The organism is Escherichia sp. E1V33 (assembly GCF_004211955.1).
In the GTDB taxonomy this organism is placed as follows: domain Bacteria; phylum Pseudomonadota; class Gammaproteobacteria; order Enterobacterales; family Enterobacteriaceae; genus Escherichia.
Map to the genome: position 1 here is coordinate 117,694 of NZ_RHJI01000002.1, position 12,574 is coordinate 130,267.

The 12,574-nt window shown below is 51.3% G+C and carries 12 protein-coding genes and 2 pseudogenes; 13 read left to right on the plus strand and 1 reads right to left on the minus strand.

The features are described 5' to 3' along the window. Positions 1–125 precede the first annotated feature (125 nt). The 12 genes and pseudogenes from D9742_RS01520 to yieF all read left to right on the plus strand — a co-directional run bounded on the left by D9742_RS01520 (position 126) and on the right by yieF (position 10,272). A complete protein-coding gene (locus D9742_RS01520; RefSeq protein ID WP_130235790.1) occupies positions 126–197 on the plus strand; it encodes a hypothetical protein in 72 nt (23 codons plus the stop codon). Positions 198–435: 238 nt separating this feature from the next. After that, a complete protein-coding gene (gene rpmH / locus D9742_RS01525; RefSeq protein WP_000831330.1) occupies positions 436–576 on the plus strand; it encodes a 50S ribosomal protein L34 in 141 nt (46 codons plus the stop codon). A 16-nt stretch (positions 577–592) separates the two neighbouring features. Then, a complete protein-coding gene (gene rnpA, locus D9742_RS01530; RefSeq protein WP_000239730.1) occupies positions 593–952 on the plus strand; it encodes a ribonuclease P protein component in 360 nt (119 codons plus the stop codon). Next, a complete protein-coding gene (gene yidD / locus D9742_RS01535) occupies positions 916–1,173 on the plus strand; it encodes a membrane protein insertion efficiency factor YidD (RefSeq protein ID WP_001307474.1) in 258 nt (85 codons plus the stop codon). Before rnpA ends, yidD begins: the two co-directional genes overlap by 37 nt. Positions 1,174–1,175: 2 nt before the next feature. Beyond that, positions 1,176–2,822, plus strand: a complete 1,647-nt coding sequence (gene yidC / locus D9742_RS01540) for a membrane protein insertase YidC (RefSeq protein WP_000378258.1) — start codon at positions 1,176–1,178, stop codon at positions 2,820–2,822. Between the two features lie 105 nt (positions 2,823–2,927). Further along, a complete protein-coding gene (gene mnmE, locus D9742_RS01545) occupies positions 2,928–4,292 on the plus strand; it encodes a tRNA uridine-5-carboxymethylaminomethyl(34) synthesis GTPase MnmE (RefSeq protein ID WP_001282361.1) in 1,365 nt (454 codons plus the stop codon). A gap of 96 nt (positions 4,293–4,388) precedes the next feature. Further along, positions 4,389–5,021: pseudogene (locus D9742_RS01550) on the plus strand (tryptophanase); the annotation flags it as partial. 91 nt (positions 5,022–5,112) lie between these two features. Further along, positions 5,113–6,361 (plus strand): annotated as a pseudogene (gene tnaB, locus D9742_RS01555) (low affinity tryptophan permease TnaB). 308 nt (positions 6,362–6,669) lie between these two features. Then, on the plus strand, positions 6,670–7,845 hold the full coding sequence (gene mdtL, locus D9742_RS01560) for a multidrug efflux MFS transporter MdtL (protein WP_130235767.1): 1,176 nt from the start codon (positions 6,670–6,672) through the stop codon (positions 7,843–7,845). After that, a complete protein-coding gene (yidZ, locus tag D9742_RS01565) occupies positions 7,820–8,779 on the plus strand; it encodes an HTH-type transcriptional regulator YidZ (RefSeq protein WP_130235768.1) in 960 nt (319 codons plus the stop codon). The genes mdtL and yidZ overlap by 26 nt, the downstream gene beginning before the upstream one ends. Positions 8,780–8,934: 155 nt before the next feature. Further along, positions 8,935–9,684 (plus strand): 4'-phosphopantetheinyl transferase superfamily protein, encoded by a 750-nt coding sequence (locus D9742_RS01570; protein WP_130235769.1) that lies wholly within the window; start codon positions 8,935–8,937, stop codon positions 9,682–9,684. Between the two features lie 21 nt (positions 9,685–9,705). Beyond that, entirely contained in the window at positions 9,706–10,272 is a 567-nt protein-coding gene (yieF, locus tag D9742_RS01575) for a class I chromate reductase YieF (protein WP_130235770.1), read from the plus strand. Between the two features lie 53 nt (positions 10,273–10,325). Here yieF and adeP read toward each other — a convergent pair whose 3' ends face one another. Beyond that, a complete protein-coding gene (gene adeP / locus D9742_RS01580) occupies positions 10,326–11,663 on the minus strand; it encodes an adenine permease AdeP (RefSeq protein ID WP_010377951.1) in 1,338 nt (445 codons plus the stop codon). A 166-nt stretch (positions 11,664–11,829) separates the two neighbouring features. Here adeP and yieH point away from each other — a divergent pair, with 166 nt between their 5' ends. After that, positions 11,830–12,495, plus strand: coding sequence for a 6-phosphogluconate phosphatase (yieH, locus tag D9742_RS01585; protein ID WP_130235771.1), 666 nt, complete (start codon positions 11,830–11,832; stop codon positions 12,493–12,495). Positions 12,496–12,574 lie beyond the last annotated feature (79 nt).

The following is a 12,574-nucleotide window of genomic DNA, read 5'->3' on the forward strand; positions in this document are numbered from 1 at the left end:
GCGCAAGAGATCTTCTGTTTCTCACAGATTTTCCCGATTTATCCACAGGGCTTTCCAGAACTCGCTAAGTGTAAACGATCCTGCCGCGAGGCGGGCACGATTTACGCCGCATATTGGAAAATTTAATGACCTTAGACAAAATTAGGCTTAATCGATCTAATAAAGATCCTGGACGATCCTTGCGCTTTACCTGGTAGCCCGTATAATCCTCCCCCCGGCGCGCCATGCTGGTTTTAACTGGTGTGAGACCGTACATTTTCCCAGCGAAAAGGTGCGGAAAAGCGCGGTAAATAAGGAAAGAGAATTGACTCCGGAGTGTACAATTATTACAATCCGGCCTCTTTAATCACCCATGGCTTCGGTGTCCATCGTTTCATTTTTCGGCGGATATCCAATAAAGCCATTGAATTTATTCAAGTTTAGGTAGAAATCGCCATGAAACGCACTTTTCAACCGTCTGTACTGAAGCGCAACCGTTCTCACGGCTTCCGTGCTCGTATGGCTACTAAAAATGGTCGTCAGGTTCTGGCACGTCGTCGTGCTAAAGGCCGCGCTCGTCTGACCGTTTCTAAGTAATATAGCTAACCCCTGCGTGGTTAAGCTCGCATTTCCCAGGGAGTTACGTTTGTTAACTCCCAGTCAATTCACATTCGTCTTCCAGCAGCCACAACGGGCTGGCACGCCGCAAATTACCATTCTCGGCCGCCTGAATTCGCTGGGGCATCCCCGTATCGGTCTTACAGTCGCCAAGAAAAACGTTCGACGCGCCCATGAACGCAATCGGATTAAACGTCTGACGCGTGAAAGCTTCCGTCTGCGCCAACATGAACTCCCGGCTATGGATTTCGTGGTGGTGGCGAAAAAAGGGGTTGCCGACCTCGATAACCGTGCTCTCTCGGAAGCGTTGGAAAAATTATGGCGCCGCCACTGTCGCCTGGCTCGCGGGTCCTGATAGCCCTCATTCGGGTCTATCAACGCCTGATTAGTCCGCTACTCGGGCCGCATTGTCGTTTCACTCCAACCTGTTCAAGCTACGGAATTGAGGCATTGCGCAGGTTTGGAGTGATAAAAGGCAGTTGGTTGACGGTGAAACGCGTATTAAAATGCCACCCTTTACACCCTGGTGGTGACGATCCCGTCCCGCCCGGACCATTTGATACCAGAGAACACTAACGATGGATTCGCAACGCAATCTTTTAGTCATCGCTTTGCTGTTCGTGTCTTTCATGATCTGGCAAGCCTGGGAGCAGGATAAAAATCCGCAACCTCAAGCTCAACAGACCACGCAGACAACGACCACCGCAGCGGGTAGCGCCGCCGACCAGGGCGTACCGGCCAGTGGCCAGGGGAAACTGATTTCTGTTAAGACCGACGTGCTTGATCTGACCATCAACACCCGTGGTGGTGATGTTGAACAGGCTCTGCTGCCGGCTTACCCGAAAGAGCTGAACTCTACCCAGCCGTTCCAGCTGCTGGAAACTTCACCGCAGTTTATTTATCAGGCACAGAGCGGTCTGACCGGTCGTGATGGCCCGGATAACCCGGCTAACGGCCCGCGTCCGCTGTATAACGTTGAAAAAGACGCTTATGTGTTGGCTGAAGGCCAAAACGAACTGCAGGTGCCGATGACGTATACCGACGCGGCAGGCAACACGTTTACCAAAACGTTTGTCCTGAAACGCGGTGATTACGCTGTCAACGTCAACTACAACGTGCAGAACGCTGGCGAGAAACCGCTGGAGATCTCCACCTTTGGTCAGTTGAAGCAATCCATCACTCTGCCACCGCATCTCGACACCGGAAGCAGCAACTTTGCGCTGCACACCTTCCGTGGCGCGGCGTACTCCACGCCTGACGAGAAGTACGAGAAATACAAGTTCGATACCATTGCCGATAACGAAAACCTGAACATCTCTTCAAAAGGTGGTTGGGTGGCGATGCTGCAACAGTATTTCGCGACTGCGTGGATCCCACATAACGACGGCACCAACAACTTCTACACCGCTAATCTGGGTAATGGCATCGCCGCTATCGGCTACAAGTCTCAGCCGGTACTGGTTCAGCCTGGCCAGACTGGCGCGATGAACAGCACCCTGTGGGTTGGCCCGGAAATCCAGGACAAAATGGCAGCTGTTGCTCCGCACCTGGATCTGACCGTTGATTACGGTTGGTTGTGGTTCATCTCTCAGCCGCTGTTCAAACTGCTGAAATGGATCCATAGCTTTGTAGGTAACTGGGGCTTCTCCATTATCATCATCACCTTTATCGTTCGTGGCATCATGTACCCGCTGACCAAAGCGCAGTACACCTCCATGGCGAAGATGCGGATGCTGCAGCCGAAGATTCAGGCTATGCGTGAGCGTCTGGGCGATGACAAACAGCGTATCAGCCAGGAAATGATGGCGCTGTACAAAGCTGAGAAGGTTAACCCGCTGGGCGGCTGCTTCCCGCTGCTGATCCAGATGCCAATCTTCCTGGCGTTGTACTACATGCTGATGGGTTCCGTTGAACTGCGTCAGGCGCCGTTCGCACTGTGGATCCACGACCTGTCTGCACAGGACCCGTACTACATCCTGCCGATCCTGATGGGCGTAACGATGTTCTTCATTCAGAAGATGTCGCCGACCACTGTGACCGACCCGATGCAGCAGAAGATCATGACCTTTATGCCGGTCATCTTCACCGTGTTCTTCCTGTGGTTCCCGTCAGGTCTGGTGCTGTACTATATCGTCAGCAACCTGGTAACCATTATCCAGCAGCAGTTGATTTACCGTGGTCTGGAAAAACGTGGCCTGCATAGCCGCGAGAAGAAAAAATCCTGATTCGGTGAGTTTTCGCTAAAATAAGGGCGGTCAGTTGACCGCCTTTTTTCTTTTCGTAGGGCGGATAAGCACAGCGCATCCGCCAAACAAAGCAACAGGAACATCATGAGCGATAATGACACTATCGTAGCCCAGGCCACGCCTCCAGGACGTGGCGGCGTTGGCATCCTGCGCATCTCCGGCCTCAAAGCACGCGAAGTTGCCGAAACCGTGCTGGGTAAACTGCCTAAGCCGCGCTACGCCGACTATTTGCCATTTAAAGACGCAGACGGCAGCGTGCTCGATCAGGGGATTGCGCTATGGTTCCCTGGCCCGAACTCGTTCACCGGCGAAGATGTGCTGGAACTGCAAGGTCATGGCGGTCCGGTGATCCTCGACCTGCTGTTAAAACGTATTCTGACCATTCCAGGCCTGCGGATTGCCCGCCCTGGCGAGTTTTCAGAACGCGCGTTTCTTAACGATAAACTCGATTTAGCCCAGGCCGAAGCGATTGCTGATCTGATCGATGCCAGCTCGGAACAGGCGGCCCGTTCGGCGCTTAATTCGCTGCAAGGCGCGTTCTCCGCACGGGTTAATCATCTGGTAGAAGCCCTCACCCACTTGCGCATTTACGTCGAAGCGGCGATTGATTTCCCCGATGAAGAGATCGATTTCCTCTCCGACGGAAAAATTGAAGCCCAGCTCAATGACGTGATTGCCGATCTCGACGCGGTACGCGCCGAAGCTCGTCAGGGCAGTTTGTTGCGCGAAGGGATGAAAGTAGTGATTGCCGGGCGTCCTAACGCCGGTAAATCTAGCCTGTTAAACGCGCTGGCGGGCCGTGAAGCGGCAATCGTGACAGATATCGCCGGAACCACGCGTGATGTGCTGCGTGAGCATATCCACATTGACGGGATGCCGCTGCATATCATCGACACCGCCGGATTACGCGAAGCCAGCGACGAAGTGGAACGTATTGGTATCGAGCGCGCGTGGCAGGAAATTGAACAAGCCGACCGCGTGTTATTTATGGTCGATGGCACCACCACGGATGCCGTTGATCCGGCAGAGATCTGGCCGGAATTTATCGCCCGTCTGCCAGCGAAACTGCCGATCACCGTGGTGCGCAATAAAGCCGATATCACCGGCGAAACGCTGGGAATGAGTGAAGTGAACGGTCATGCGTTGATTCGTCTGTCTGCAAGGACTGGCGAAGGCGTAGATGTGTTGCGTAACCATCTCAAACAGAGCATGGGCTTTGACACCAATATGGAAGGCGGCTTCCTGGCGCGTCGTCGCCACTTACAGGCGCTGGAACAGGCAGCGGAGCATTTGCAACAGGGCAAAGCGCAACTGTTAGGTGCCTGGGCGGGCGAGCTGCTGGCGGAAGAGTTGCGCTTGGCACAGCAGAACTTAAGCGAAATCACCGGGGAATTTACGTCTGACGACCTGCTGGGGCGGATTTTCTCCAGCTTCTGTATCGGTAAGTAACCGCGATTACGAAGCCGCATTCTGACTGTCAGATGCGGCTTCGCTTCATTGTTAGCACTCCTGTTATTCCTCAATCCTTTTTTTAAACATTAAAACGATATGCTGGCGATGTCCGCCAAGAAAGATGCGATGGTGCCGATGGGCGGCTTGCTGTGCATGAAAGACGACAGCTTCTTTGATGTGTACACCGAGTGCAGAACCCTTTGCGTGGTACAGGAAGGCTTCCCGACATATGGTGGTCTGGAAGGCGGCGCGATGGAGCGTCTGGCGGTAGGTCTGTATGACGGCATGAATCTGGACTGGCTGGCTTATCGTATTGCGCAGGTGCAGTATCTGGTCGATGGTCTGGAAGAGATTGGCGTTGTCTGCCAGCAGGCGGGCGGTCACGCGGCATTCGTTGATGCCGGTAAACTGTTGCCGCATATCCCGGCAGATCAATTCCCGGCACAGGCGCTGGCGTGCGAGCTGTATAAAGTCGCCGGTATCCGTGCGGTAGAAATTGGTTCTTTCCTGTTAGGCCGCGATCCGAAAACCGGTAAACAACTGCCATGCCCGGCTGAACTGCTGCGTTTAACCATTCCGCGAGCAACATATACTCAAACACATATGGACTTCATTATTGAAGCCTTTAAACATGTGAGAGAGAACGCGGCGAATATTAAAGGGTTAACCTTTACCTACGAACCAAAAGTATTGCGTCACTTCACCGCAAAACTGAAAGAAGTTTAATTAAAACATTCAGAGTGGCTATAAGGATATTAGCCACTCTCTTACCCTACATCCTCAAAAACAAAAATAGCCTTCCTCTAAAGGTGGCATCATGACTGATCAAGCTGAAAAAAAGCACTCTGCATTTTGGGGGGGTTATGGTTATAGCCGGTACAGTAATTGGCGGTGGGATGTTTGCTTTACCTGTTGACCTTGCCGGTGCCTGGTTTTTTTGGGGCGCTTTTATTCTTATTATCGCCTGGTTTTCAATGTTACACTCAGGGCTATTATTATTAGAAGCAAACTTAAATTATCCCGTCGGCTCCAGTTTTAACACCATCACTAAAGATTTAATTGGCAACACCTGGAACATTATTAGCGGCATTACCGTTGCCTTCGTTCTCTATATTCTCACTTATGCCTATATCTCTGCTAACGGCGCAATCATTAGTGAAACAATATCGATGAATTTGGGCTATCACGCTAATCCACGCATTGTCGGGATCTGTACGGCCATTTTCGTTGCCAGCGTATTGTGGATAAGCTCGTTAGCCGCCAGTCGTATTACCTCATTGTTCCTCGGGCTGAAGATTATCTCCTTTGTGATCGTGTTTGGTTCTTTCTTCTTCCAGGTCGATTACTCCATTCTGCGCGATGCCACCAGCTCCACTGCGGGAACGTCTTACTTCCCGTATATCTTTATGGCTTTGCCGGTGTGTCTGGCGTCATTTGGTTTCCACGGCAATATTCCCAGTCTGATTATTTGCTATGGCAAACGCAAAGATAAGCTAATCAAAAGCGTGGTCTTCGGTTCTCTGCTGGCGCTGGTGATTTATCTCTTCTGGCTCTATTGCACCATGGGGAATATTCCGCGCGAAAGCTTTAAGGCGATAATCTCCTCAGGCGGCAACGTTGATTCGCTGGTGAAATCATTCCTCGGCACCAAACAGCACGGCATTATCGAGTTTTGCCTGCTGGTGTTCTCTAACTTAGCTGTTGCCAGTTCGTTCTTTGGTGTCACGCTGGGATTGTTCGATTATCTGGCGGATCTGTTTAAGATTGATAACTCCCACGGCGGGCGTTTCAAAACCGTGCTGTTAACCTTCCTGCCACCCGCGTTGTTGTATCTCGTCTTCCCGAATGGCTTTATTTACGGGATTGGCGGTGCCGGGCTGTGCGCCACTATCTGGGCGGTCATTATTCCCGTAGTGCTGGCAATCAAAGCTCGCAAGAAGTTTCCCAATCAGATGTTCACGGTCTGGGGCGGCAATCTTATTCCGGCGATTGTCATTCTCTTTGGTATAATCGTAATTTTATGCTGGTTCGGTAACGTCTTTAACGTGTTACCTAAATTTGGCTAAACCCTTAAAGAAGCCAGCGGTCATTCGCTGGCTTAAGACTGATGACAAACGTAAAATTGCCTGATGCGCTACGCTTATCAGGCCTACCTGATCTCTGTAATGTTTTGAATTTGCGTATTTTCGTTGGCCGGATAAGGCGTCTACGCCGCATCCGGCATGAATAAAGTGCACGTTGTCAACAACCTGAAGCTAGCCATTTCTCTGGCTTGTTGCCTGACAGGAAATCTCTTTTGTCCAAATGGCAACTCGCCTGATTCTCCTTCACCACGTATGCTTTGCGTCACCTTCCCGTCAGGACGCTTTATCTCATGTCCCGCTTTTTAATTTGTAGTTTTGCCCTGGTTTTACTCTATCCCGCAGGTATTGATATGTACCTGGTCGGCTTACCGCGCATCGCCGCCGATCTCAATGCCAGCGAGGCGCAGTTGCATATTGCGTTCTCCGTTTACCTTGCAGGGATGGCGGCAGCAATGTTATTTGCCGGTAAAGTGGCCGATCGTTCAGGGAGAAAACCTGTCGCCATCCCCGGCGCGGCGCTGTTTATTATCGCCTCTGTGCTCTGTTCACTGGCTGAAACCAGCGCGTTATTTCTTGCAGGACGCTTTCTGCAGGGCCTGGGCGCGGGCTGTTGTTACGTGGTGGCGTTCGCGATTTTACGCGACACGTTGGACGATCGACGTCGGGCAAAAGTACTGTCATTACTCAACGGCATTACCTGCATCATTCCGGTGTTAGCTCCAGTGCTCGGCCACCTGATTATGCTTAAGTTCCCGTGGCAAAGCCTGTTCTGGGTAATGGCGCTGATGGGTGTCGCGGTACTCATGTTGTCATTGTTTATTTTAAAAGAAACCCGCCCTGCGGTACCTACCACTTCGGGTAAACCACGAGAAAATACCGAGTCGCTGCTTAACCGCTTTTTCCTCAGCCGAGTGCTTATCACCACCCTCAGCGTCTCCGTCATCCTTACCTTCGTGAATACCTCGCCAGTATTGCTGATGGAAATCATGGGTTTTGCGCGCGGAGAATACGCCACCATTATGGCGTTGACCGCAGGTGTCAGCATGACCGTATCGTTCTCCACGCCATTTGCGTTGGGGATTTTTAAGCCACGTACATTGATGATCGCCTCGCAAGTGTTATTTCTGGCGGCGGGAATCATCCTTGCAATTTCGCCTTCCCATGCTGTTTCGCTGTTTGGCATCACGTTGATTTGCGCCGGCTTTTCGGTGGGATTCGGCGTGGCAATGAGTCAGGCTTTAGGGCCGTTTTCATTACGCGCTGGCGTGGCCAGTTCGACGTTAGGCATTGCACAGGTTTGCGGTTCATCACTGTGGATTTGGCTAGCGGCGGTAGTCGGCGTAGGTGCATGGAATATGCTGATCGGGATTCTGATTGCCTGTAGCATAGTGAGTCTGTTGCTGATTATGCTCGTCGCGCCTGGACGCCCCATTACTGCTCATGAAGAAATCCATCACCACACTTGATCTGAATTTGCTGCTCTGCCTGCAACTGCTGATGCAGGAGCGCAGCGTGACCAAAGCGGCGAAACGGATGAACGTGACGCCTTCGGCGGTGAGCAAGTCTCTGGCAAAGCTTCGGATATGGTTTGATGACCTGCTCTTTGTGAACTCACCGCTGGGCCTGACGCCAACGCCGCTGATGGTCAGCATGGAGCAAAATCTGGCGGAGTGGATGCAAATGAGCAATCTGCTGCTGGATAAACCGCACCACCAAATGCCACGTGGTCTGAAGTTTGAGCTGGCAGCAGAATCGCCGCTGATGATGATTATGTTTAATGCACTGTCGAAACATATTTACCAGCGTTATCCACAGGCGACGATTAAACTGCGCAACTGGGATTACGACTCGTTGGATGCAATTATTCGTGGCGAAGTGGATATCGGTTTTACCGGACGAGAAAGCCACCCACGCTCGCGAGAACAGCTTAGTCTTCTGCCATTGTCTATTGATTATGAAGTATTATTTACAGACTTACCGTGCGTCTGGTTACGCAAAGATCATCCGGCGCTGCGTGAAGCATGGGATCTGGATACTTTTTTACGTTATCCGCATATCAGCATTTGCTGGGAACAGAGCGATACCTGGGCGCTGGACAATGTGTTGCAGGAATCAGGACGCGAACGCACGATTGCCATGAGTCTGCCAGAATTCGAGCAGTCGCTGTTTATGGCGGCGCAGCCTGACAATCTGCTACTGGCGACCGCACCGCGCTACTGTCAGTACTACAACCAGCTCCACCAGCTTCCACTGGTTGCACTCCCTCTCCCGTTTGACGAAATCCAGCAAAAAAAGCTGGAAGTGCCGTTTACTCTGCTGTGGCACAAACGGAACAGCCATAACCCGAAGATCGTCTGGTTACGGGAAACCATTAAAAATCTTTACGCCTCGATGGCATAATTAAATCGTATGAAACGCGACCACATTTCGCGATAAAATGTAAAAAACATGTAATAAGCTTGTCTGAATCGAACTTTTCGCCGCTTTAGTCTGTCCATAATTTCAGTAAATGATTACTCTGTATTCATAATGGACCATTAAGCATGGAGCGAAAAATGGCGACTCATTTTGCCCGAGGGATTTTAACGGAAGGACACCTGATATCTGTTCGTCTACCCTCCCAGTGTCATCAAGAAGCCCTGAATCTTCCCCCTCATCGTCAAAGTCGTTTCCTGGCGTCCAGAGGTTTACTCGCAGAACTGATGTTCTTGCTGTACGGCATTAGCGAATTGCCGGAAATCGTCACCCAGGCTAAAGGAAAGCCGGTTTTCTACGATAAAAACTTGCCATCATTTTCAATATCCTATGCCGGAAACATGGTCGGAGTGGCGTTAACAACAGAAGGTGAATGTGGCCTCGATATGGAACTACAGCGCGCGACTCGCGGGTTTCATAGCCCTCATGCGCCCGATAACCATGCTTTTTCCAGCAATGAATCACTATGGATCAGTAAGCAGAACGATCCTAACGAAGCGCGAGCGCAGCTCATCACGCTCCGCCGAAGCGTGCTAAAACTTACCGGTGATGTGTTGAATGACGACCCGCGAAATCTGCAGTTGATGCCCATTGCGGGACGCCTGAAATGTGCCCATGTAAATCATGTAGAAGCGATATGCGACGCAGAGGAGGTGCTGGTATGGTCCGTGGCGGTCAGCCCAGCGATTGAAAAGCTCAATGTCTGGGAGTTTGATGGCAAGCAAGGCTGGAAAAACCTGCCGGATATTCACAGCCGCGCCAATAATCCTACCAGCCGGATGATGCGTTTTGCCCAGCTCTCTACCGTTAAGTCATTTTTGTCAAATTGATAGACAACCACAGGAGTCATCATGTCTGAAAAATTGAAGGTGGTTACGTTATTGGGAAGCCTGCGCAAAGGCTCATTTAATGGCATGGTTGCACGTACTCTGCCAAAAATTGCCCCAGCGGGTATGGAAGTTAACGCGTTACCATCCATTGCTGACATTCCCTTATATGACGCAGACGTACAGCAGGAAGACGGTTTTCCAGCAACGGTTGAAGCTCTGGCGGAACAGATTCGTCAGGCGGATGGTGTGGTGATCGTGACGCCGGAATATAACTACTCGGTGCCGGGTGGACTGAAAAATGCCATCGACTGGCTTTCCCGCCTGCCTGATCAGCCATTGGCCGGTAAACCGGTGTTGATTCAGACCAGCTCAATGGGCGTAATTGGCGGCGCACGCTGTCAGTATCATCTGCGTCAGATTCTGGTCTTCCTGGATGCAATGGTAATGAACAAACCGGAGTTTATGGGCGGCGTGATTCAGAACAAAGTCGATCCACAGACTGGAGAAGTGATTGATCAGGGAACGCTGGACCACCTGACCGGGCAGTTGACCGCATTTGGCGAGTTTATTCAGAGAGTTAAGATCTAAATAAAAAACCCGCCAGCAATCATGCATGGCGGGTTTTTAACGCGCTATCGATTTTAGTGAGCGTCGATAAAGACAATCTTCAGAATAAACAGCAGCGCCACGATAACCACGCACGGGCTAAGGTCGCGCAGACGGCCTGTGCCAATTTTCATTACGCAGTAGGAGATAAAGCCCAGCGCAATACCTTCGGTAATCGAGAAGCTAAACGGCATCATCACGGCGGTAATAAACGCCGGAACGGATTCGGTAAGATCCTGCCATTTCACGCGCGCAAGACTTGAGGTCATCAGTACGCCAACGTAAATCAGCGCGCCAGCCGCGGCGTAGCCCGGCACCATCCCCGCCAGCGGCGACAGGAAAATAACCAGCAGGAACAGCAGGCCAACAACCACTGCCGTCAGACCAGTACGCCCGCCAACAGAAACGCCGGAAGAAGATTCAATGTACGCAGTAACGGAAGAGGTACCGATAAACGACCCGGTAACAGAAGAGATACTGTCGACATACAGCGCCTGCTTCATGCGCGGGAATTTACCCTTTTCATCTGCCAAACCTGCTTTATCGGTCACGCCAATTAGCGTACCGGAGGAGTCAAACAGGTTGACCAGCATGAAGGAGAAAATCACCCCTGCCAGTCCGAGGTTAAACGACCCAGCTAAATCCACATGCCCCACCACGGTCATCACGCTCGGCGGCGCGGAGACAATGCCATTGTAGTGCACATCACCCAACATCCAGCCCAACAGCGTTGTCACCACAATGGAAACCAGCACCGCTGCGTGAATGTTGCGCGAAGCCAGAATGGCGATGATGAAGAAGCCGAGGATACCCAGCAGCACACTGTGAGAAGTCAGATTACCGATGCTCACCAGCGTTTCCGGATTAGCGACAATCACACCTGCGTTTTTCAGCCCCATCATGCCAATAAACAGGCCGATACCGCTGGTGATCCCCACACGCAGGCTCACCGGAATGTTGGCAATCATCCAGTAGCGAACGCGGAAGATTGTCAGTAACAGCAGACCAATTGCGCCCCAAAAGATTGCGCCCATCCCGACCTGCCACGGTAAGCCCATCGCCTGTACAACGACAAAAGCGAAGAATGCGTTCAGGCCCATAGCTGGTGCCAGCGCAACTGGAAGATTAGCAAACAGCCCCATCAGAATACTGCCGAATGCAGCAATCAGACAGGTGGTTACGAAGACGGCGCTGGTGTCCATGCCAGCAACGCCAAGAATTTGCGGGTTAACAAAAACGATGTAAACCATCGTCAGGAAGGTGGTAAAACCGGCGATCACTTCGGTCCGTGCCGTCGTGCCATGTTCGCGCAGTTTAAACACGCGTTCCAGCATCCCCTGACCAGAAGCCTGGGTTGTGTGTTGTTGACTCATTATCTATTTCCGAACAAGGAGGGAAAATACGTCGCTATCGTATACCAAAATGAGACAATATGGACGGCTGAAGATAACTTTTTTTCATTGTATTTGCTTATACGGCAACGATTGCGTCATGCGAATATGCCTGACGAAAACGTTAAACTAACGATAAAGGAAAGACATGTCCCAGATAGAAGCAGTATTTTTCGACTGCGACGGTACGCTGGTCGACAGCGAGGTCATTTGTTCTCGTGCCTATGTCACGATGTTCAGGGAATTTGGCATTAACGTTGACCTTGAAGAAATTTTTACCCGCTTTAAAGGCGTAAAACTCTACGAAATCATCGACATCATTAGCAAAGAACAGGGCGTAGAAATGGTCCGTGCCGATGCCGAACACGTTTACCGTGCGGAAGTGGCGCGCCTGTTTGATAGCGAACTTGAGGTGATTGCAGGAGCAAATGCTTTGCTGGAAAGCATGAAAGTGCCGATGTGCGTCGTCTCTAACGGTCCGGTCAGCAAGATGCAGCATTCGCTTGGTAAGCTCAATATGCTGCACTATTTCCCGGAAAAGTTGTTCAGTGGCTATGACATCCAACGCTGGAAGCCCGACCCGGCGTTAATGTTCCATGCGGCAAAAGCGATGAATGTAAACGTTGAAAACTGCATTCTGGTCGATGATTCCAGCGCTGGTGCGCAGTCAGGAATCGATGCGGGTATGGAAGTGTTCTACTTCTGCGCTGATCCGCACAATAAACCGATCGTTCATCCGAAAGTCACCACCTTTACCGAGTTGGCGCAGTTACCTGCACTCTGGAAGGCTCGAGGCTGGGATATTACGGAATAACGCTTCAAACTCCCTTCACTTACTCCACCCGGCAAGGCGCTCAAAGGTAAGCAAAGGGAGTTTGATATGTCAGTTCAAC

Excerpts from the sequence above, each read along its gene's own strand:
- yieH (WP_130235771.1), top strand. The coding sequence starts at position 11,830 with ATGTCCCAGATAGAAGCAGTATTTTTCGACTGCGACGGTACGCTGGTC.
- adeP (WP_010377951.1), bottom strand. The coding sequence starts at position 11,663 with ATGAGTCAACAACACACAACCCAGGCTTCTGGTCAGGGGATGCTGGAA.
- yieF (WP_130235770.1), top strand. The coding sequence starts at position 9,706 with ATGTCTGAAAAATTGAAGGTGGTTACGTTATTGGGAAGCCTGCGCAAA.
- yidD (WP_001307474.1), top strand. The coding sequence starts at position 916 with ATGGCGCCGCCACTGTCGCCTGGCTCGCGGGTCCTGATAGCCCTCATT.
- rpmH (WP_000831330.1), top strand. The coding sequence starts at position 436 with ATGAAACGCACTTTTCAACCGTCTGTACTGAAGCGCAACCGTTCTCAC.
- mnmE (WP_001282361.1), top strand. The coding sequence starts at position 2,928 with ATGAGCGATAATGACACTATCGTAGCCCAGGCCACGCCTCCAGGACGT.
- D9742_RS01570 (WP_130235769.1), top strand. The coding sequence starts at position 8,935 with ATGGCGACTCATTTTGCCCGAGGGATTTTAACGGAAGGACACCTGATA.
- mdtL (WP_130235767.1), top strand. The coding sequence starts at position 6,670 with ATGTCCCGCTTTTTAATTTGTAGTTTTGCCCTGGTTTTACTCTATCCC.
- yidC (WP_000378258.1), top strand. The coding sequence starts at position 1,176 with ATGGATTCGCAACGCAATCTTTTAGTCATCGCTTTGCTGTTCGTGTCT.
- yidZ (WP_130235768.1), top strand. The coding sequence starts at position 7,820 with ATGAAGAAATCCATCACCACACTTGATCTGAATTTGCTGCTCTGCCTG.